The organism is Streptomyces sp. DG2A-72 (assembly GCF_030499575.1).
Taxonomy (GTDB): domain Bacteria; phylum Actinomycetota; class Actinomycetes; order Streptomycetales; family Streptomycetaceae; genus Streptomyces.
Genome location: NZ_JASTLC010000001.1, coordinates 6,900,593 through 6,921,353, shown reverse-complemented (window position 1 = coordinate 6,921,353; position 20,761 = coordinate 6,900,593). Strand labels below are relative to the sequence as shown.

The 20,761-nt window shown below is 70.0% G+C and carries 19 protein-coding genes and 1 pseudogene; 10 read left to right on the top strand and 10 right to left on the bottom strand.

The annotated features are described in order from the left end of the window. Positions 1 to 55 precede the first annotated feature (55 nt). Entirely contained in the window at positions 56 to 583 is a 528-nt protein-coding gene (locus QQY66_RS32955) for a DUF3291 domain-containing protein (protein ID WP_301983946.1), read from the top strand. Between the two features lie 56 nt (positions 584 to 639). Here QQY66_RS32955 and QQY66_RS32950 read toward each other — a convergent pair whose 3' ends face one another. Then, positions 640 to 1,764: a ferritin-like domain-containing protein gene (locus QQY66_RS32950; protein WP_301983945.1), complete on the bottom strand. Its 1,125-nt coding sequence runs from the start codon at positions 1,762 to 1,764 to the stop codon at positions 640 to 642. A gap of 89 nt (positions 1,765 to 1,853) precedes the next feature. Between QQY66_RS32950 and QQY66_RS32945 the strand changes: the two genes are divergently transcribed. The 4 genes from QQY66_RS32945 (at position 1,854) to QQY66_RS32930 (ending at position 5,048) form a co-directional block, all read left to right on the top strand. Then, a complete protein-coding gene (locus QQY66_RS32945) occupies positions 1,854 to 2,792 on the top strand; it encodes a diiron oxygenase (protein WP_301983944.1) in 939 nt (312 codons plus the stop codon). Between the two features lie 79 nt (positions 2,793 to 2,871). Then, entirely contained in the window at positions 2,872 to 3,519 is a 648-nt protein-coding gene (locus QQY66_RS32940) for a TetR/AcrR family transcriptional regulator (protein ID WP_301983943.1), read from the top strand. A gap of 10 nt (positions 3,520 to 3,529) precedes the next feature. Continuing rightward, positions 3,530 to 3,832: a hypothetical protein gene (locus QQY66_RS32935; RefSeq protein ID WP_301983941.1), complete on the top strand. Its 303-nt coding sequence runs from the start codon at positions 3,530 to 3,532 to the stop codon at positions 3,830 to 3,832. 103 nt (positions 3,833 to 3,935) lie between these two features. Further along, complete coding sequence (locus tag QQY66_RS32930) at positions 3,936 to 5,048, top strand: NlpC/P60 family protein (RefSeq protein WP_301983940.1); 1,113 nt, start codon at positions 3,936 to 3,938, stop codon at positions 5,046 to 5,048. On the opposite strand, the gene QQY66_RS32925 is transcribed toward QQY66_RS32930, so the two are convergent. Genes QQY66_RS32925 through QQY66_RS32905 form a run of 5 tightly spaced genes read right to left on the bottom strand, consistent with a single transcriptional unit; the run spans position 5,045 to position 10,614 of the window. Then, on the bottom strand, positions 5,045 to 6,292 hold the full coding sequence (locus tag QQY66_RS32925; RefSeq protein WP_301983939.1) for a styrene monooxygenase/indole monooxygenase family protein: 1,248 nt from the start codon (positions 6,290 to 6,292) through the stop codon (positions 5,045 to 5,047). The two genes, QQY66_RS32930 and QQY66_RS32925, sit on opposite strands and share 4 nt — an antisense overlap. A 24-nt stretch (positions 6,293 to 6,316) precedes the next feature. After that, entirely contained in the window at positions 6,317 to 6,967 is a 651-nt protein-coding gene (locus QQY66_RS32920; RefSeq protein WP_301983938.1) for an ATP/GTP-binding protein, read from the bottom strand. Beyond that, positions 6,948 to 7,370 carry a DUF742 domain-containing protein gene (locus QQY66_RS32915; protein ID WP_301983936.1) on the bottom strand — a complete coding sequence of 141 codons (423 nt, stop codon included), beginning with the start codon at positions 7,368 to 7,370 and terminating at the stop codon, positions 6,948 to 6,950. The genes QQY66_RS32920 and QQY66_RS32915 overlap by 20 nt, the downstream gene beginning before the upstream one ends. Then, positions 7,367 to 7,879: a roadblock/LC7 domain-containing protein gene (locus QQY66_RS32910; protein WP_301983935.1), complete on the bottom strand. Its 513-nt coding sequence runs from the start codon at positions 7,877 to 7,879 to the stop codon at positions 7,367 to 7,369. Before QQY66_RS32910 ends, QQY66_RS32915 begins: the two co-directional genes overlap by 4 nt. Then, complete coding sequence (locus QQY66_RS32905) at positions 7,876 to 10,614, bottom strand: nitrate- and nitrite sensing domain-containing protein (protein WP_301983934.1); 2,739 nt, start codon at positions 10,612 to 10,614, stop codon at positions 7,876 to 7,878. Before QQY66_RS32905 ends, QQY66_RS32910 begins: the two co-directional genes overlap by 4 nt. 392 nt (positions 10,615 to 11,006) lie before the next feature. Here QQY66_RS32905 and QQY66_RS32900 point away from each other — a divergent pair, with 392 nt between their 5' ends. Then, positions 11,007 to 11,801, top strand: coding sequence for a protein phosphatase 2C domain-containing protein (locus QQY66_RS32900; RefSeq protein WP_301983933.1), 795 nt, complete (start codon positions 11,007 to 11,009; stop codon positions 11,799 to 11,801). 129 nt (positions 11,802 to 11,930) lie between these two features. Here QQY66_RS32900 and QQY66_RS32895 read toward each other — a convergent pair whose 3' ends face one another. Then, complete coding sequence (locus QQY66_RS32895; RefSeq protein ID WP_301983932.1) at positions 11,931 to 12,422, bottom strand: MarR family winged helix-turn-helix transcriptional regulator; 492 nt, start codon at positions 12,420 to 12,422, stop codon at positions 11,931 to 11,933. A 257-nt stretch (positions 12,423 to 12,679) separates the two neighbouring features. Between QQY66_RS32895 and QQY66_RS32890 the strand changes: the two genes are divergently transcribed. Then, the gene (locus tag QQY66_RS32890; RefSeq protein ID WP_301983931.1) at positions 12,680 to 13,525 is read left to right on the top strand and encodes a lysozyme; all 846 of its coding nucleotides are present in this window, start codon (positions 12,680 to 12,682) and stop codon (positions 13,523 to 13,525) included. 169 nt (positions 13,526 to 13,694) lie between these two features. On the opposite strand, the gene lon is transcribed toward QQY66_RS32890, so the two are convergent. The 3 genes and pseudogenes from lon to QQY66_RS32875 all read right to left on the bottom strand — a co-directional run bounded on the left by lon (position 13,695) and on the right by QQY66_RS32875 (position 17,871). Then, complete coding sequence (gene lon / locus QQY66_RS32885) at positions 13,695 to 16,109, bottom strand: endopeptidase La (protein WP_301983930.1); 2,415 nt, start codon at positions 16,107 to 16,109, stop codon at positions 13,695 to 13,697. Between the two features lie 178 nt (positions 16,110 to 16,287). Next, positions 16,288 to 17,019 (bottom strand): hypothetical protein, encoded by a 732-nt coding sequence (locus QQY66_RS32880; protein WP_301987573.1) that lies wholly within the window; start codon positions 17,017 to 17,019, stop codon positions 16,288 to 16,290. A 115-nt stretch (positions 17,020 to 17,134) separates the two neighbouring features. Next, positions 17,135 to 17,871 (bottom strand): annotated as a pseudogene (locus tag QQY66_RS32875) (rhomboid-like protein). Between the two features lie 237 nt (positions 17,872 to 18,108). On the opposite strand from QQY66_RS32875, the gene QQY66_RS32870 reads away from it, so the two are divergent. From QQY66_RS32870 to QQY66_RS32860, 3 genes are all read left to right on the top strand, one after another. Continuing rightward, positions 18,109 to 18,786, top strand: coding sequence for a spermidine synthase (locus tag QQY66_RS32870; protein WP_301983929.1), 678 nt, complete (start codon positions 18,109 to 18,111; stop codon positions 18,784 to 18,786). Positions 18,787 to 18,910: 124 nt separating this feature from the next. Then, a complete protein-coding gene (locus QQY66_RS32865) occupies positions 18,911 to 19,651 on the top strand; it encodes a response regulator transcription factor (protein ID WP_155056874.1) in 741 nt (246 codons plus the stop codon). Further along, positions 19,648 to 20,754, top strand: coding sequence for an ATP-binding protein (locus QQY66_RS32860; RefSeq protein WP_301983928.1), 1,107 nt, complete (start codon positions 19,648 to 19,650; stop codon positions 20,752 to 20,754). Before QQY66_RS32865 ends, QQY66_RS32860 begins: the two co-directional genes overlap by 4 nt. Positions 20,755 to 20,761: the final 7 nt, after the last annotated feature.

The window sequence follows — 20,761 nt, the reverse complement described above, 5'->3', positions numbered from 1 at the left end:
CGATTACTGAGACGGGGGTACCGGTGGGCCATCTTCCCGACCTACCGTTCGGTCCATGACGACTGCCGACATCGTGTACGAACTCGCCGAGGTCAACATCGCCCGCCTCAAGTTCCCGCTGGATTCCCCGGAGTTGAAGGACTTTGTCGACGCGCTCGACCCGGTCAACGCGGATGCGGACGCCGCTGACGGATTCGTCTGGCGGCTCCAGTCGGACGACGGCGACGCGACCGACATCCAGGTCTTCGGCGACGAGTGGCTGATCATCAACATGTCGGTGTGGCGGGACGCCAATGCGCTGACCGCGTACATGTACCAGGGTCGGCACCGCGAGATGCTCGCGCGCCGGCGGGAGTGGTTCGAGCGGGTCGAGGAGGCGATGATGGCGATGTGGTGGGTCCCGGCGGGCCACCGGCCCACGGTCGCCGAGGCCGAGTCCCGCCTGCTGCACCTGCGCACGAACGGGCCGACGCCGTACGCGTTCACCCTGCGCACGTCGTTCCCTGCGGAAGGGGCGCAGCCGGTGCCAGTGGAGGTCGTGCCGCGATCGGCCGTCGATGATCTGCGGGTCCGTCGTGGCTAGTCGCGCCCACGCGGCGGAGCCGCATATCAGACACAGCCCCGCGCCTCTTCGGGGCGCTACCCGCCCCCCAGGTCGATGGCCTGCCGCACCTCCGCTACCCGGTCGTGTTCCTCCGCCGCGAACCGTTCCGCGTCCAGCTTCTCGGCGATCTCCTCGTCCTGTGCCATCAGCAGGTCCAGATTGGAGTCGCCCATCTCGAAGACGCCCATGTCGGCATAGGCCTGCTGGAGGCGCTTGCCCCACAGGCCGATGTCCTTGACGCAGGGGACGATGCGGGAGAAGAGCAACTTGCGGAAGAGGGCGAGGAATTCGGACCGTTCGCTGTACTCCTCGGCCTCCGCTTTCGGGATGCCGAAGTTCTCCAGCACCTCGACGCCCCGCAGCCGGTCGCGCATCAGATAGCAGCCCTCGATGACGAACTCCTCGCGCTCGCGCAGTTCGGCGTCGCTGAGCTGCCGGTAGTAGTCGCGCAGCGCCATCCGGCCGAAGGCCACGTGCCGGGCCTCGTCCTGCATGACGTAGGCCAGGATCTGCTTCGGCAGGGGCTTGTCCGTCGTGTCGCGGATCATGCCGAAGGCGGCGAGCGCGAGGCCCTCGATGAGCACCTGCATGCCGAGATACGGCATGTCCCAGCGTGAGTCGCGCAGCGTGTCGTCCAGCAGGGACTGGAGGTTGTCGTTGATCGGGTAGAGCAGGCCGATCTTCTCGTGCAGGAAACGGCCGTAGATCTCGGCGTGCCGGGCCTCGTCCATCGTCTGGGTCGCCGAGTAGAACTTCGCGTCCAGGTCGGGGACCGACTCGACGATCCGGGCCGCGCAGATCATCGCGCCCTGCTCACCGTGCAGAAACTGGCTGAACTGCCAGGAAGCGAGGTGCCGGCGCAGTTCGCCCTTGTCGCGGTCCGTCATCTTCGCCCAGTACGGGGTGCCGTAGAGGCTGATCGACTCGTCGGGGGTGCCGAGCGCGTCGTACGGGTCGACCTCCAGGTCCCAGTCGATCCGCTTCTGCGCGTCCCACTGCTTGTCCTTGCCCTTCTGGTAGAGGGCGAGGAGGCGGTCGCGCCCGGCGCCATTCTTTTGGCCAATAAAGACGGCCTCCCAGCTGAAGCGGGCGGCGCCGGTCGCAGGCACCTGCCAGGGGGAGTCTCCCGGGTCCATGGCGTACAGGTCTTCAGTCGGCATGCATCGCAGGCTCCTACTTGGTAGACGCAGGGTCAACAAGTCGCGCGCAAGGGATTGACGGGCTTGCTGACAAGCGGTCTCATAAGCCCATGACGACCGTGACCGAAGCCGACGCGCTCGACGGGCTGCGCGATGCGCTCGGCCTGCTCAAGGACCGGGAGCAGGTGGCCGAGCGGTTGCTCGCCTCCTCTCTCAAGCACTCCTTCGACCCCGACAAGGAACTGGACTGGGACGCGCCCTTCGAGGAGGGCAAGTGGTTCTGGCCGCCGGAACTGGTGTCCCTCTACGACACCCCGATGTGGAAGCGGATGAGCGAGGAGCAGCGGATCCTGCTCTCCCAGCACGAGGCCGCCGCGCTCGCCTCGCTCGGGATCTGGTTCGAGATCATCCTGATGCAGCTGCTCACCCGGCACATCTACGACAAGGCGGCGACGAGCGCGCATGTGCGCTACGCGCTGACCGAGATCGAGGACGAGTGCCGGCACTCGAAGATGTTCGCCCGCCTGATCACACACGGCGGCACACCGTGGTACCCCGTGAGCCGCGTCCACCAGAACCTCGGCCGCCTGTTCAAGACCATCTCCACCACCCCCGGCTCCTTCACCGCGACCCTGCTCGGCGAGGAGGTCCTCGACTGGATGCAGCGGCTGACCTTCCCGGACGAGCGGGTACAGCCGCTCGTCCGCGGCGTCACCCGCATCCACGTGGTCGAGGAGGCACGCCACGTCCGATACGCCCGTGAGGAACTCCGCCGCCAGATGGTGACCGCCCCGAAGTGGTCCCAGGAGTTCACCCGCGTCACCTCCGGCGAGTTCGCCCGCGTCTTCTCGGTGGCCTTCGTGAACCCCGAGGTCTACACGAACGTAGGCCTGGACAAACGAGAGGCCATGGCCCAGGTGAATGCCAGCGGCCACCGCCGGGAGGTCATGCAGACGGGAGCGAAGCGCCTGACGGACTTCTTGGACGACATCGGGGTGCTGCGAGGGATGGGACGACGCCTATGGAAGGCGTCGGGCCTCCTGGCGTAGGCGACTGGACCCACCCAGGGGCGCGGGGAACTGCGCGACCAGCCACGACGCGCCCGCAGCCGCCGACTACGCTGCACCCATGACCCCCGCCGCCCCCGCCTACCGCCGCCTCAGCGTCGAGGAGCGGCGAAGTCAGCTCCTGGACGCCGCGCTCAAACAATTCGCGCAGCGCACCCCCGAGGACGTCTCGCTCGACGACGTGGCAGAGGCGGCCGGAGTCTCCCGCCCCCTGGTCTACCGGTACTTCCCGGGCGGCAAGCAACAGCTGTACGAGGCCGCCCTCAGGTCCGCCGCGGACGAGCTGCAGCAGTGTTTCGACGAGCCCCGCGTGGGCCCGCGCCTGCCCCGGCTGGTGCGGGCCCTCGACCGCTATCTCGCCTTCGTCGACGAGCACGACACGGGTTTCAGCGCCCTCCTCCAGGGCGGCAGCGTCGTCGAGACATCCCGTACGACAGCCATCGTCGACGGCGTACGCCGGGCCGCCGCCGAGCACATCCTCAGCCATCTCGCCGTCCCCGAGGCCGGCCTGCGGCTGCGGATGACCGTACGGATGTGGATCACGGCGGTGGAGGCGGCCTCGCTCATCTGGCTCGACGAGGGCAAGCAACCGCCGCTCGACGAGCTGAGGGACTGGCTGGTGGAGCAGTTCATGGCCGCGCTGACGGTGACAGGCGGACGTGATCCGCAGACCGCCGCCCTGGTCGTGGCCCTCGCGGCGGATGGCTGAGACTGGTGGCGTGAAGACCGAAGACACCCCCTTCGAGGGCGGCCCGATGGACGGCCGTGTCCTGCCGGTGCTGCTGGGCATGACCGGGCACCCGCCCAAGACCTACCGCATCCCCGTCCCGGCCCCCGACGGCGGCGAGCCCACCGTGCTCGTCTACCGCAGGGTGCCGCGCGGGCACAGCAAGCGGCTGGGCCTGACGCAGGGCTGGAAGTACGAGTACGACCCTCAGGGCAAGCGCGGCAGCGGACTGCGGTGGCCGTGGTCCAAACCAGACACCACGCCGGGCGGCAAGCGGGATGACGCCGACGAGTGACGGCGTTGCGCCGAACCGCGCACACCCCGCGCGCGAAAGACGAGCGGCCGCCTGATGCTCGCGGTGCGGAGCGGAGGGGCCGCCCCGCACCGGAGGTGATGACATGTCAGGACGCCTTCTGCGTCTGGTCTGTACGGCGGCGGTGGCGACCCAGGCCGTTCTCGCGGCCGTACCCGCCATGGCCGTACCCGAGCCCGGCGACCGTTCGGTGGCCGAGCTGCTGACGGACCTTCAGCGGCTGTACCGGGAGGCCGAGCGGGCCACCGAGACCTACAACGCCACCGAGGAGCAGCTGAAGAAGCAGCGCACCGAGGTCGACCGCCTGGACCGTGCGCTCGCCCGCGCCCGGCTCTCCCTGCACGACAGCCGTGGAGCGGCCGGACGGCTCGCGCGCCAGCAGTACCAGAGCAGTACCGACATCTCCCCGTACGTACGGCTGCTCCTGGCCCGCGATCCACAGCACGCGCTCGACCAGGGACATGTGATCGGGCAGGTGGCACGGGAGCGGGCCGAGACCCTGCACCGGCTCACCGGAACCGAGCGCAAGGCCGACGACCTCTCGCGCAAGGCCCGCACCGCCCTCGATCGCCGGCTCTCCCTCGCCGCACGGCAGAAGAAACAGCGCGACGAGGTACGCAACCGCCTCCACGACGTCGAGAAACTCCTCGCCTCCCTCACCGCCGAACAGCTCACCGCCCTGACCGAGTTCGAGAAGAACGGCACCGACAAGGCACAACGGGAGTTCATGGCCTCCGGCGCCCTGAGCGACAACCGACCCGCCTCCCGCAAGGGCGACGAGGCGCTGCGCTACGCCGTACGGCAACTCGGGAAGCCGTACGAATGGGGCGCCGAGGGCCCGAAGACGTACGACTGCTCCGGCCTGACCTCACAGGCCTGGAGCCACGCAGGGAAACCCATCCCGAGAACCAGCCAGGAACAATGGGCCCAGCTCCCGAGAATCCCCCTCAAGAAGCTGCGCCCCGGAGACCTGGTCATCTACTTCCCGGAGGCGACACACGTGGCAATGTACTTGGGCAACGGAAAGGTCGTGCACGCACCAAGAACCGGCGAGAAGATCAAGCTGGCCCCGATCGCATCCAACCCGATCCTTGGAGCAGTACGCCCAGACGAGCGCCCCAAAGGGGCGCGGGGAACTGCGCGACAAGCCACAACGAACCCGCAGCCGCCAGAACACCGCACCCCCAACGGCGACTAGGCCACGGACCTCAAATACGCCGCCGTCTTCTCCGGCTCATAGAAGAAGTCCTCAAAATCCGCCGGATCATCAAACGCATTCGCGAACCGATCAGCCACCGGCTGCAACTCCCCCGCCGCACCGATGAGGTTCAGCACATGCTCCGGCGGCGGAGCCAACATCGCGTTGGTCCACTTGGTGACGTGCCGCGCCGTGTCCCAGTACCGCTCGAAAGTCCCCCGCATCCACGCCTCGTCGAACTCCTTCTCGCCGTGCTCGAGGATCGAGGCGAGATAGGAAGCCGCGCACTTGGACGCCGAGTTGGAGCCCTGACCTGTGATGGGGTCGTTCGCGACGACGACGTCCGCGACGCCCAGCACCAGCCCACCGCCGGGAAGGCGGCCGACCGGGTTGCGGACGGTCGGCGTGTAACGGCCGCTCAACACGCCGCCCGCGTCGGTGAGTTCGACCTTCGTGGCGCGCGCGTACTCCCACGGCGTGAACCGCTCCATGAGTTCCAGGATCAGGGAGAGGTGTTCGGCCGGGTCCTTGACGCCGTTGAAGGCGTCGAGCGGGCCGCCGGGTATGCCCTCCCAGAACAGGATGTCGGCGCGGCCGGTGGTGGTCAGCGTCGGCATGATGAACAGCTCGCCGACGCCGGGCACGAGGTTGCAGCGGACCGCGTCGTAGTCGGGGTGCTCGGGGCGCGGGCCCATGCCATGGACGTAGGCCACAGCGAGGGCACGCTGCGGCTCGCTGTAGGGGGAGCGCTCGGGGTCCCGGGCGAACATGGACACCAGCTCGCCCTTGCCCGCCGAGACGAGCACCAGGTCGTACGTACGGGAGAAGTAGTCCAGGTCGGAGACGGCCGCACCGTGGATGACGAGCTGGCCGCCGCGCTGGGCGAAGGTCTCCATCCAGCCGGCCATCTTCACCCGCTGGTCCACCGACTGCGCATACCCGTCGAGTCGGCCCACCCAGTCGATCGCGCGCGCCGCGGGACCCTCGCTCCAGGAGCCGGGGGCGGCGACCGAGACGCCGAGTCCTTCGATCTTCGGGGCCTGGGACTCCCAGAAGTTCAGCTGGAGATCGCGCTCGTGCTGCAGAGCCGTGTGGAACATGCACTGCGTCGACATGACCCGGCCGCCCCGGATCTCGTCCGCCGTCCGGTTGGACATCAGGGTGACCTCGTACCCGTGCGACTGGAGGCCGAGGGCGAGCTGGAGCCCGGACTGGCCGGCTCCGACGACGAGTATCTTCCGCATGCGGGTGCTGACTCCTAAAAGCGACTACTCGGGGGTGACATCCAGCGCGTGGCCGACGAGGGACAGGAGGGTCTCGATCACGGAGATCCTGCGCCGCGCATCCATGATCATGACAGGTATGTGCGCGGGAACCGTCAGCGCCTCCCGCACGTCCTCCGGCTCGAACCGCTCGCTGCCGTCGAAGTGGTTGACCGCGACGACATACGGCAGCCCGCAGCTCTCGAAGTAGTCCAGCGCCGGGAAGCAGTCCTTCAGGCGCCGGGTGTCGGCCATGACCACCGCGCCGATCGCGCCGCGCACCAGGTCGTCCCACATGAACCAGAACCGCTGCTGGCCCGGCGTGCCGAACAGGTAGAGCACCAGGTCGTCGTCGAGTGTGAGGCGGCCGTAGTCCATGGCCACGGTCGTGGTCAGCTTCTCCGGTGTGCCGGTGAGGTCGTCGGTGTCCTCGCTGGCCTGGGTCATCAGCGCCTCCGTCTGGAGGGGCGTGATCTCCGAGACGGCCGTGACGAGGGTGGTCTTGCCTACGCCGAAGCCGCCCGCGACGACGATCTTCGTGGCGACGGGGGCGCGGGCGAGCTCCGTCTGCCAGGACCTGAGGTTCTCGTCGGGCTCGGGCTCGGGCTCGACGAAGGGGGAGACGCCTCTCGCGGCGTCAGAGACGACGGAGTCCACTCAGCACCCTTTCCAGCAGTGCCCGGTCCGGCCGGCCGGTGCCATGGCCGGTTCCGGTGCCATGCACACGGATCTTTCCCTGGTCCGCGAGGTCGCTGATGAGCACGCGGACCACGCCGAGCGGCATCTTCAGCAGCGCGGCGATCTCGGCCACCGTGCGCATACGGCGGCACAGTTCGACGATGGCCCGCATCTCCGGCATCACCCGGGTGGTGAGGGAACCATTCGTCAGTTCCCTGCGCTCCTCGGGGGCTTCGATGGCCGCTGTGCTCGCTACGAGCGTCTCCACGAGGAGGACGTGCCCGAAGCGCGTGCGGCCGCCGGTGAGCGAGTAGGGGCGTACCCGGGCGGGCTTGCGGTCGGCGCCGCGGACGGGGAGCTTCCTCGGACCACTGCTGCTCATCGGGCACTCCCCGTCGACGCGGCTTCCAGGGATTTGCGGAGTTCGCTGCGGAGTTCGGGGGTCAGGACGTGTCCGGCGCGGCCGACGAACAGTGCCATGTGATAGGCCACCACGCTCATGTCGCAGTCCGCCGAGCCGTGCACGCCGAGCAGCGACCCGTCGCTGATCGACATCACGAACAGGCTGCCCTCGTCCATCGCGACCATCGTGTGCTTCACCGCGCCGAACTCCATGAGCTTCGCGGTGCCGATGGTGAGGCTGCCGATGCCGGAGACGACGGTGGCGAGGTCGGCGGAGGAGCCACGGGGGCCGGTGGGGCGGGCGGCGAGGGCCTCGCGCGCCGCGGCGTTGCGGCCCGGGTCGGAGGAGAGCAGCAGCAGTCCGTCGGAGGAGACCACTGCGACCGACTCGATGCCCGGCACCTCCTCGACCAGATTCGTCAGCAGCCAGTGCAGATTGCGGGCTTCACTGCTCAGTCCGAAGGTTCCGAAGGTACTGGGCGCGGTCAACTGCTTGCCTCCTCGACAGTGCCCCCCGTGGCTTCTTCGGCTTGTGCGTCATGTGGTGCGCGTGTGGTGGGTGCGCCGGGTACCTGGTGCTGGCCCGTCTGTTCGGCGATCTCCGCCTCCACGTCGCGGTAGCCCGCCTCGGCCCCTCGGCGGAAGCCACCGAGGCGGCGGCGCAGGGCTTCGGCGTCCACGGAACCGCTGCGGGGGCGCTGTGCTTGGGCGGGAACGGTGATCTTCGGGGTGCGCTTGGGCAGGCCCTTGTCGGTGACGAGTTCTTCGGGCTCGTCGGGGGTGCGCTGGTGTTCCGCCTCGGCTTCGCCTTCGGCGGGTCCGTTCGCACCCGCACCACCCGTGCGGGTTTCGTGGTCGGGTGCGGGTGGCCCCTGCGGGGCGTCCTCGCCGTCGGCGGCCGCGGGTTCGGGCGGTGGGGAGGCGGGGAGCAGGAGTTCGATCGTCGTCTCGGCTGGATGCTCCCGCGGCCCCATCGGATCCGGTACGGCCTTGTCGGCGTCCCCCGTTTCCCGTACCGCCTTCTCCGCGAGCGCGACGAGCGGGTCGCCGCCGGTCTCCGAACGGCCGTGCAGGACGTTGGAGTTGGCCTCGGCGTCCGCGCCCGGTGACGACGACGGGACCTCGACGGGCGGCGCCGTGGCCAGCAGGCCCTTGGGCAGGACGACGACCGAGGTGACGCCGCCCTGCTTCTGCTCGCGCAGCTGGACACGGACGCCGTGCCGGTGGGCCAGGCGGGCCACGACGTACAGGCCGAGACCGAGACCCTCCTCGCCCTCCTGGTCGTACGACGCCTCCGGGTCGAAGTCGGCGAGGCGGGCGTTGAGGGCGGTCATCCGCTCGGCGGTCATGCCGATGCCCTCGTCCTGGACGGAGAGCATGACCTCGCCGCTCTCCAGCAGCCACCCGGAGATCTCGACGGGCAGCTCCGGCGGCGAGGACGAGGTGGCGTTCTCCATGAGTTCGGCGAGCAGATGGCTCAGGTCGTCCGCGGCGAACCCGGCGATGTGCGCATGCGGCGGCAGCGCGGCGATGCGGACCCGCTCATACCGCTCGATCTCGCTCACCGCGGCCCGTACGACGTCGATCAACGGCACGGGCCCGGCGCTGTGCCGGCCGTGCTCGGTGCCGGCGAGGACCAGGAGGTTCTCGCTGTGCCGGCGCATGACGGTGGCGAAGTGGTCGAGCTTGAAGAGGGTGGCGAGCCGGTCGGGGTCCTGCTCGCGCTCCTCCAGACCCTCGATGACGCCGAGTTGGCGTTCGACGAGGCCGAGGGTGCGCAGTGCGAGGTTGACGAAGGTGGCGCCGATGCTGTCCCGCAGCCGGTCCAACTGGGCGGTGGACTCGGCGAGTTCGGCCCGCAGCCGCTCGCGGGCGTCGGCCATCTTCTGCCGCTGGCCGACCAGGTGCTTGCGGTCGGCCTCCAGCGTGGCGACCCGCTCGTGGAGGGCGACGGCCTGCGCGTGCAGGGCGTTGACGGAGCGGACGACCTGGGCGAACTCGTCGTTGCGGCCGGTGAAGGTGACGGGTTCCGCGGCGGCGGGGTCCTCCGCGTTCGCCAGCCGGGCCGAGCCGCGCTTCAGGACGGAGAGCGGGCGGGTGAGCGTACGCGCCATGGCCGTGGCGATACCGATGGTCAGCAGGACCAGCGCGCCGAGGACGGCGATCCGGATCTCCAGCTCGGTGACATCGTCGTCGCGCAGCTGGGCGAGATCCTTGGTGCGCCGGTCGAAGAGCGCGGACTCGGCGCCGCGCATCGCGTCGATACGGGCGGACAGGGCGGCGTCCGCCTTCTCGGTACTGGTGCCGAGTTCGCCGTCGGAGAGGGTCGGCTGGTCGGTGAGGGAGGCGAGGTACTTCTCGCCGGAGTCGACCTCGGGACCGGTGACCGTGTTGTCGTACGAGGTCCGGGCCGACTTGGGCGCGGTGTCGCGGAACTCGGCGAGGGCCGCGTCGGAACGCAGCCGGGCCTCCTGGGCGGCGCCGGTGAGCGCGTCACGCTGCTTGGTGTCGGCGTCGGAGGACCGGGTGACGGTGCTCGCCAGTCCGGTGATGGGGTCGATGACCGTCTCGGTGGTGCGCGGGATGTTGAGCGCGGCGAGGAGCAGTCCGCGGGCGGCGGCGGCCTGCTGGACGGCGGAATCCAGCTCGGCGAGGGCGTAGGCGCCGGAGCCGGCGCGGGGCGGCATCTCCTCGGCCAGTTGCTCGGCGAGCCGGTGGAGTTCGGTGATGGTGGCGGAGTAGGCGTCGTGCGTGTCGAGGGCACTGCTCTTTCCGGTGAGCGCCGCTCTCCGTACGGCCGCGATCCCGTCGAGGTCGGACCGCAGCGAGGCGGGCGCGTCCGTATCGGCGCGCAACTCCTCGACCTGCCGGTCCACGCGGACGCTGCGCTGCTCGCTCGGCGCCTTGGACTTGGGCCGCCCGGCCGCGATGTACGAGGTCACCTCGTCCCGCTCGTCGGCCAGCGAGTGGGCGAGCGTGAGCGCGTCCTCGGTCTGCTCGGAGAGCGTCACCAGCGACTGGGAGTCGCTCAGTTGCCCCGAGGCGGCGATGAGCGAGGGCGCTCCGGCCGCGGCGACGGCGGCGGCCACCACGGCGACAGCGACGATCAGCCGGTTGCGTACATGGGTCGGGCGGCCCTTGCCGGCGAGTGTGTCCGACGTGTGCTCCGTGCCCCCTGGGGAGGCCGTCTGCTTGCCTGTACGACGAGGCCGCGTCTTCTGCACCGGTGCTCGCATTCCTGACTCGTGATACCCATGGGCCCGGGTGACGCTGCGTCAACTGGTGCTCCCAGCCGGTACGTCCGCCCGGTACGGATCCCGACCCTCCCACGCCGGTGGGCAGCGGTCGCGCATCACCTGACCCGCCACCCGAAGGAGTGAACCTCGGTCGGCAGTGGGCGGGCAAGTTCCTGTGACGCTCCCGACGCGCCCCGGCGGCGGGCCGGTTGGACGTCTGCGGCGCACGGTGGCACTATGTGCCGCCACGCCGTCTCGGACGGAACCATTCCACCCCATTTCAGGCTTCTGACCTGCGAGGGTCCTGCACGGGTGCGCCAACTCGGCAACTGTTGCGACCCTTTGACGAACCTCGTGAAGAGCTCGTGGAGACTGGCCGAATGCGAACCGAAGTTGTCTCGGAGCCCGGCGATCCGACCCACCCCAACGAGGACTTCGCGAGCGTCGCCGTACCGGCCTCAGGACAGGGCGGCACCCTCGTCGTCCTGGACGGAGTGACACCCCCGAAGGACGGGACCGGCTGTCTGCATTCCGTCCCTTGGTACTGCGCACGTCTCGGCGGAGCCCTGACCGAACTGACCGTTTCACTCCCGGATGTTCCGCTGGCCGAAACCCTTGCCTCCGCTATCGCGCGTACTGCCGAGTCCCACGCGCAAACCTGTGACCTTTCTCACCCACGCACCCCACAGGCAACCGTGGTCCTGACCCGCTGGTCCCCGGAGACCGTCGAGTATCTGGTCCTCTCCGACTCGGCACTCCTGGTGGAGTCCGCCGACGGCACGATCACGGCCCTGCTCGACGACCGCCTCTCCCGCCTCTCCCGCCTCCCCCGCACCTCCCTCACCACCGACGCCGTCGCCGACGCCACCGTCCGCAACAAGGAGGGCGGCTTCTACACCGCCGCCGCGGACCCGACGGTCGCGGCACGCGCGGTGACGGGCGTGCTGCCGCGCCGCGAGGTCCGGGCCCTGGCCGCCCTGACGGACGGCGCGACCCGCTGGGTGGAGAAGTTCGGCGCGGGCGACTGGGCCGACTGCTTCGACCTCGTACGCAAGGAGGGGGCGGGGGAGTTGGTGGCACGGGTACGGGCGCTGGAACTGGCGGACACGGAGCGGGTGTACCTCCGGCGCAGCAAGACGCACGACGACGCGACGGTGGTGTACGCGGAGCTGTGAGCTGCGTCGGTGAAGCGCCCCAAAGGGGCGCGGGGCTGTATCGATATGCGGCTCCGCCGCGTGGGCGCGACCAGCCACGACGGCGCCGCGGACGACCACCGACCAATCGCGGCACTTCCCGCGGAGCGCTCAGCTCTCCATCTTCCGGTTCAGCTGATGCAGCAGCCGGGCCAGCTCGGCGACCTCGCCGCGGTCCCAGTGGGCGAGCTGGTTGACGTAGCGTGCCCGGCGCGCCTCCCGTACCTTGCCCACCCGGCCGCGCCCTTCCTCCGTCAGATGGATGAGCCAGGCCCGCCCGTCCGCCGGGTCGGGCTCACGGACGACCAGACCGAGGTCCTCCAGCGCGCGGAGCTGACGGGACATGGTCGCCTTCCCGACACCGATGTACGCGGCGAGTTCCGTGGCGCGCTGGCCGCCGAGTTCATCCAGCCGGACCAGCAGACCGTACGCGGCGGACTCCAGGTCGGGGTGGACCTCGCGGGCCATCTCGCCCTGGCTGGCCCGGGCCCGGCGCAGCAGCACCGTCAACTCGCGCTCCAGGGACAGGAATTCCCGGTCCACACCACTCGGCAACGTGTCGGATTCGACTCGACGTCCGCCGCCGTTTCCGTCTTCGTGCACGTCAGCCCCTACCTTGAATTTCCCGGTCCTGAAAGTTTCCGCCAAATGCAGTCATAGCCGCAGCTCCGTCAGTATTTCGCAGGCGTAGACCAACGGCAGCCCTCGGACCCCCTTCCAACCCCGTCTTCTACGTGCGTAGCTTCTCTATCAGGAACTTGCTGACATGCCCACGCCAGACGCATCGGAAGCGGCGCCGGCAGCCGCATTCCCCCCATCGCCTTCTCCACCGAGCACGACCGAGCCCTCGGAGGCACGCTATGACCGTGCACAGACCTGGATCGGTACACCCCCGGCGCCGGCGCCTCTCCCTCACCGGCCCCCTGCTCGCCGCCCTGTCCCTCCTCCTCGCCCTCGCCGCCCCGGCCACCGCCGGCGACGAGCCGGACGCCGACCCGCCGGCCCGCGGCTCCGCCTACATGGGCATGGGCGTCCTCGCCCATGACGGACAGCACGGCCTGCCCGCCGACGCCCGCGCCACCCAGACGGAGGGCGTGGACGTCTCCAGCCATCAGGGCAACGTCGCCTGGTCCACCCTCTGGAAGAGCGGCGTCCGGTGGGCCTACGCGAAGGCGAGCGAGGGGACGTACTACACGAACCCCTACTTCGCCCAGCAGTACACCGGCTCCCACAGCGTCGGCATGGTCCGCGGTGCCTACCACTTCGCCACACCCGACACCACCAGCGGCGCCGCCCAGGCGAACTACTTCGTCGACCACGGCGGCGGCTGGTCCCGCGACGGCAAGACCCTGCCCGGCGCCCTCGACATCGAGTGGAACCCGTACGGCGCAACCTGCTACGGCAAGACGCAGAGCGGCATGGTCAGCTGGATCCGTGACTTCCTGAACCAGTACAAGGCCCGCACCGGCCGCGACGCCGTCATCTACACCGCCACCAGCTGGTGGACCCAGTGCACCGGCAACTACGCCGGCTTCGCCTCCGCCAACCCGCTGTGGATCGCCCGGTACGCGTCGACCGTGGGGACGCTGCCCGCGGGATGGAAGTACTACACGATGTGGCAGTACACGTCCTCCGGGCCGACGGTCGGGGACCACAACAAGTTCAACGGGACGCTGGACCGACTGCGGGCGCTGGCCAACGGCTAGAACGACGCCGCCACTCCGGCAGGGAGGTCCGGGGGCCACCCCCCGGAAAATGCAGCAACAGGACACTGGACCGACCGCGGGCACCGGCCAACGGCTGACGTCCCGCCGTGCGGCGAAGGCCCGGGCCTCCCTCACAGGGACCCGGGCCTTGCCTGTCCGGTCGCGCCCGTCACGCCGCGACCGGAACCTCCGGGGCCGCGTCGCTGGTGGCCGGCGACAGGGCCAGTTCCAGGACCTGGCGGACGTCGGTGACGGTGTGGACGTCGAGCTTGTCCAGCACCTCGGCCGGGACGTCGTCCAGGTCGGGCTCGTTGCGCTTGGGGATGACGACGGTGGTGACGCCCGCGCGATGGGCCGCGAGGAGCTTCTGCTTCACGCCGCCGATCGGCAGGACCCGGCCGGTCAGGGAGACCTCGCCGGTCATCGCCACGTCCGTGCGGACCAGACGGCCGGAGAGCAGGGACGCGAGGGCCGTCGTCATCGTGACGCCCGCGCTCGGGCCGTCCTTCGGCACCGCGCCCGCCGGGAAGTGGATGTGCACGCCCCGGTCCTTCAGGTCGGCCACCGGGAGTTCCAGTTCGGCGCCGTGCGAGCGGAGGAAGGACAGGGCGATCTGCGCGCTCTCCTTCATCACGTCACCCAGTTGGCCGGTCAGCGTCAGTCCCGCCGCGCCCGTCTCCGGGTCGGCCAGCGACGCCTCGACGAACAGGACGTCACCGCCCGCGCCGGTCACCGCGAGGCCGGTGGCGACACCGGGGACCGCCGTACGGCGCTCCGCCGGGTCCTGCGCGGACTCGGGCACGTGGTGCGGTCGGCCGATCAGGCCACGGAGGTCGCCGTCGCCGACGGTGAACGGCAGCTTCCGCTCGCCGAGTTCGTGCTGCGCCGCAACCTTGCGGAGCAGCCGTGCGATGGAGCGCTCCAGGTTGCGGACGCCCGCCTCGCGCGTGTACTCGCCGGCGAGCTTGCGCAGCGCGCTCTCGTCGATGACGACCTCGTCCGTGTTCAGACCGGCCCGCTCCAGCTGGCGCGGGAGCAGGTGGTCGCGGGCGATGACGATCTTCTCGTCCTCGGTGTAGCCGTCGAGGCGGACCAGCTCCATACGGTCGAGCAGGGCCTCCGGGATGGCCTCCAGTACGTTCGCCGTGGCGAGGAAGACGACATCGCTCAGGTCGAGTTCGACCTCCAGGTAGTGATCGCGGAACGTGTGGTTCTGCGCCGGGTCCAGGACCTCGAGGAGGGCCGCCGCCGGGTCGCCGCGGAAGTCCGAGCCCACCTTGTCGATCTCGTCGAGCAGGACGACCGGGTTCATCGACCCGGCCTCCTTGACGGCGCGGACGATACGGCCGGGCAGCGCGCCGACGTACGTACGCCGGTGGCCGCGGATCTCGGCCTCGTCGCGGACGCCACCGAGGGCGACACGGACGAACTTGCGGCCCATGGCGTGCGCGACCGACTCGGCGACCGAGGTCTTGCCGACGCCGGGCGGGCCGACCAGGGCCAGTACGGCACCGCCGCGCCGTCCGCCGATGACACCGAGGCCACGCTCGCTGCGCCGCTTGCGCACGGCCAGGTACTCGGTGATCCGCTCCTTCACGTCCTCCAGGCCCGCGTGCTCGGCGTCGAGGATCTCCTTCGCGCCCTGGATGTCGTACGCGTCCTCGGTCCGTTCGTTCCACGGCAGTTCGAGGACGGTGTCCAGCCAGGTGCGGATCCAGGAGCCCTCCGGGGACTGGTCGCTGGACCGCTCCAGCTTGTCGACCTCCTTGAGCGCGGCCTCGCGGACCTTCTCGGGGAGGTCGGCGGCCTCGACGCGGGCGCGGTAGTCGTCGGACTCCTCGCCGTCCTTCTCGCCGTTCAGCTCACGCAGTTCCTTGCGTACGGCTTCCAGCTGGCGGCGGAGCAGGAACTCGCGCTGCTGCTTGTCGACGCCCTCCTGGACGTCCTTGGCGATGGTCTCGGCGACGTCCTGCTCGGCGAGGTGGTCGCGCAGCTGCTGGGTGGCGAGCTTGAGGCGGGCGACGGGGTCGCCGGTCTCCAGCAGCTCGATCTTCTGGTCGGTGGTGAGGAAGGGCGAGTAGCCGGAGTTGTCGGCGAGCGCGGAGACGTCGTCGATGGCCTGCACGCGGTCCACGACCTGCCAGGCGCCGCGCCGGCGCAGCCAGGCGGTGGCGAGGGCCTTGTACTCCTTGACCAGTTCGGTGACGTGGCCCGGCAGCGGCTCGGGCACGCTCTCGTCGACCCTGGTCGCCTCGACCCACAGCGCCGCGCCCGGCCCGGTGGTCCCGGCCCCGATCTGCACGCGCCCGCGCCCGCGGATGAGGGCACCCGGGTCACCGTCGGCGAGCCGGCCGACCTGCTCGACGGTGCCGAGCACACCCGTGCCCGCGTACGTCCCGTCGATGCGCGGTACCAGCAGCACCCTCGGCTTACCCGGCTCCGACCGCGCGGCGACCTGGGCGGCCTCCACCGCGGCCCGTACGTCGGTGTCGTTCAGGTCCAGCGGCACCACCATCCCGGGCAGCACGACCTCGTCGTCGAGCGGCAGCACGGGCAGGGTGAGCGGTGAGGACGTCGAAGCCATGATCTCCCCTTCGGCAGTCAAGTTGAGCTATGCCGACTCAATGCTCGTGAGCCTCCGGATGTTCCCCGGCCTGCGTTCGCTGTCAGCGATCGAGGTGACGGCGCTGGTGAAGGAGTTGGGGCGTTCGGGAAAGTGGGCCATACGGGGAAGCGGCGAACAGGCCCGCGAATTCCCGGTGCTACTCCGGCCCGTGCTCGGACGTCGGCCTGGGATGCGCGGCCCGGGCGGCGCCCGGTTCGGCCAGCGCCTCACGGAGGAACGGCACGATGCCGCGTTCCATCAGGGCCTCGCGCCAGGCTTCTCTGGCCCTGGCCACCCTGTCGCCCGGCTCACCGGAAGGGCAGGCCGCGGACGAGGGACCGTTGCGCAGGGCGGTGATGAGCAGACCGACGGCGGCGACGAGGATCGCGACCGCGGTCACCGCGCCGAAGACCCATCCGGTGGTCAGCAGGGTCCGGGCAACGCCCGACGTGGGTTCGAGCACCTTCAGGACGTACCCGACGATCAGGAGGACGGCCGCGGCGGTGGCGGCGAGGATGGGGGCCAGGACAGCGGCGACGGCGACGACGCCCGCGCCGGCGCTCTCGGGAGCCTCGTCCGCCGCGGCGGGTCGGCCCAAGACGGACGGCACCGGCCGGCGCGCTTCCTCACGGACGCGGACGTAGTCCTGATACTCGGTGGCCGCCGCTGCCGTGATGAGTGCGGAGGCGTTGAGCGCCATGGTGCGCAGCTGTGCGGAGTTGAGCCGCTGTCCGACGGCGGCCAGTTCCGGGCGGTGCGGGGCGGAGCGCAGCACCTCGTCGACGATCTGCTCGAAGTCCCGGCGGTCCCCGCTCAGCAGGTGCTCCGGAACGCCGCGACGCCGGGCCGCGACGGGCCGGCGTCCGGGGCGCTCGCCGCCGCCACTGATCTGCACGTCCACGTCGCCCCCGAGTGTCACGGACGGCTGGATTCCATCGACCTGAACCCTCGTCATGAGCCTAGGACGACCATGGGGAGCGAGGAAGACGCTTCCGAAAATCCGGTCACCCGCGCCCCGAAGGGGCGCGGGGAACTGCGCGACCAGCCACGACGGCGCCGCAGACGACCGCCGACCCATCGCAGCAGCTGGAGCGGAGCGCACGCCGCACCATCGGCCACATCCCGATCCCGATCCCCAGCGCGATCAGATGCCCCCAGTTGGACATCGGATCCAGGAACGCGATCAGGTCCTCCACGAGCACCCAGCCGAACAGACCCAGCAGCGGCCACCGCAGCCACGGTGACAGCAGGCCCGCCAACGCGCCGATCGAGGCCGCGACGCCGAAGCTGATGCCGTAGTCGAGGCGGTGGAGTGAGGTGTCGGGCAGATGGCCCGCCAGCACCGCGAGGCCGATGGGGACTTCGGTCGCGAGGGTGGTCAGCACATGGCCGACCAGGAACACGACGGCCGTGCGCGCCCCGCCGATCCGCCGTTCCAGGGCGGTGAGGACGAGCAGGAAGGCCACCGCGAACGGCGACAGCAACCCGCCCGCGACCCACAGCGCGCTGGCCAGCAGCACGAACGCGGGTGTGGCGACGAGGTGCGCCACGTCCGTGCTGGAGCCCTGGACGAGGGTGTGGACGACGGCCGGGTCGGCGTACTCCATGATCAGCGAGGTGCCCGCCAGCACGGCCGCGTAGCTGAAGGTGAAGGGGGTGCCCGTGGGGGTGGGCAGCAGCAGCCATGGACGCGGGGCTCGCCGGCGAGGGGCGCCGGCACCGGTCCCCGTTGCCGCGGCATTCCGTTCAGCAGCCCGGAGACCTCGGGAAGGACGTCAGGAGACGTCGTGGGCGCGTTCCGTTCCACCGTGCGGCGCTCCTTCCGTTTCGCCCCACCCTCTGCGCCCCGACGAGGCCCTGTCTGTGACCGGCGCCACCTCACACCCGATTCACACTCAACTCTCAGACGACCACCGGCACTCCGTGCTCTCTCCGCGATTGCGTCAACAATCCGTCAGAGAAGTGCCACGATGGGTCGATGCCCACCGCATACGACATGCCCGAAGTCCTGGACCGTCGTGAGGGCCCGCACGGAGAGGTCGTCCTGCGCCGCCACGGCGAACTGCTGCAGATCATCGCGAACGGCTGCTTCCTGATGGACACCTCCGACGGCCGCTCGGAGCGGCGGCTCGTCGACGTCGCACTCGACGCCCTGGACGCCCGTGAGCGGCCGAACGTGCTGATCGGAGGCCTGGGCGTAGGTTTCTCGCTCGCACATGCCGCGGAGAATCGGCGCTGGGGCCGCATTACCGTCGTCGAACGCGAACCGGCCGTCATCGACTGGCACCGTCAAGGTCCACTGTCCGCAGTGTCCGCGAAGGCCCTCGCGGATCCCCGCACGGAGATCGTCGAAAGTGACCTGATCTCTTACGTCAATGAGATTTCCGACACGTACGACGCCCTGTGCCTCGACATCGACAACGGGCCCGAATGGACCGTCACCGAGGACAACGACGGACTGTACTCACCGGCCGGACTGGCAAGCTGCGCAAGGGTGTTGAGGCCAGGGGGCGTGCTGGCCGTATGGTCGGCGAAGCCCTCTCCGGAATTTGAAGGAACCCTATGGAATGCCGGTTTCCAACAGGTGCGTACCGATGAGATCCCCGTTGCCCGGGGCGTGCCGGACGTCGTGCATCTCGGCGTCCGACCTGGATAGCAAACGGACGGTGACTCCCCGTACTCTGCTTCCCTGACGCCGATCATTCAAGCGTCAATCGCAGTCATGCGCAGTCATAAGGGATCACCCCACGGATTCCGGAAAGCAACTTCAGGGGCGGGCGATGGAGCAGACACACACCTCCCACAACGGCACGGCAACGGCCACCCCCGGCGCACAGCGCCGGGTGCTGGTGGTCGAGGACGACCCCACGATCGTGGACGCCATCGCCACCCGCCTGCGTGCCGAAGGATTTCTCGTACAGACGGCGGGCGACGGCCCGGCCGCCGTCGACACGGCCGAGGCCTGGCAGCCGGACCTGCTGATCCTCGACATCATGCTGCCGGGCTTCGACGGCCTGGAGGTCTGCCGGCGCGTGCAGGCCGCCAGGCCGGTGCCGGTGCTGATGCTCACGGCACGCGACGACGAGACGGACATGCTGGTCGGGCTCGGCGTCGGCGCCGACGACTACATGACCAAGCCGTTCTCCATGCGGGAGCTGGCCGCCCGGGTGCACGTACTGCTGCGCCGGGTGGAGCGGGCCGCGATCGCCGCCTCCACGCCGCGCAGCGGCATCCTGCGCCTCGGCGAGCTGGAGATCGACCACGCGCAGCGCCGGGTGCGGGTGCGCTCGGAGGACGTGCACCTCACGCCCACCGAGTTCGACCTGCTGGTGTGCCTGGCGAACACCCCGCGCGCGGTGCTCTCCCGTGAGCAGCTGCTCGCCGAGGTGTGGGACTGGGCGGACGCCTCCGGCACCCGGACCGTCGACAGCCACATCAAGGCGCTGCGGCGGAAGATCGGCGCCGAGCGGATCCGTACGGTGCACGGCGTGGGCTATGCGCTGGAGACGCCGACGCCATGAGCGACGGGCCGGCCCCGCGCAGAGGCCCCGGGGAACCCTGGGGCGGCGTACGTCCGTTCTCGATCAAGACCAAGCTGGGCGCGCTCGTCGTCATCTCGGTCCTGATCACCACCGGCCTGATGATGATCGCGATGCGCACCGAGACCGAGCTGCGCTTCATCACGGTCTTCTCGATGATCGCCACACTGCTGATCACGCAGTTCGTGGCGCACTCGCTGACCGCGCCGCTGGACGAGATGAACGCGGTGGCCCGGTCCATCGCGCAGGGCGACTACACGCGCCGGGTGCGGGACAACCGGCGTGACGAGCTGGGCGATCTGGCCGAGACCATCAACGCCATGGCCGACGAGCTGGGGGAGCAGGAGCGCCAGCGCAAGGAGCTGGTGGCGAATGTCTCGCACGAGCTGCGTACGCCGATCGCGGGCCTGCGCGCGGTCCTGGAGAACATCGTCGACGGCGTCACCGAGGCCGACCCGGAGACCATGCGGACGGCCCTGAAGCAGACGGAGCGGCTCGGTCGGCTGGTGGAGACCCTGCTCGACCTCTCCCGGCTCGACAACGGCGTCGTACCGCTGAAGAAGCGGCGTTTCGAGGTGTGGCCGTATCTGTCGGGCGTACTCAAGGAAGCCAACATGGTCGCCCCGGTCCGCGCGGGCATCGCGTCCGGATCCGGCACCCACACCCGTACGGACGTCCATCTGCACCTCGACGTCTCCCCGCCGGAGCTGACCGCGCACGCCGACCCCGAGCGGATCCACCAGGTCGTCGCCAACCTGATCGACAACGCGGTCAAGCACAGCCCGCCGCACGGCCGGGTGACGGTGAAGGCCCGGCGCGGGAACTACCCCGAGTCGCTGGAGCTGGAGGTCCTCGACGAGGGGCCCGGTATCCCGAGGTCGGAGTGGCACCGCGTGTTCGAGCGGTTCAACCGGGGAGCCGTGAACCGCCCGCACGGACCCGGCAGCGACGGTGGCACGGGGCTGGGTCTGGCGATCGCCCGCTGGGCGGTGGATCTGCATGGCGGCCGGATCGGCGTGGCCGAATCCCAGCGAGGTTGCCGGATTCTGATCACCCTTCCGGGCGAGCCATCCATGCCAAGTTGACGTAAAG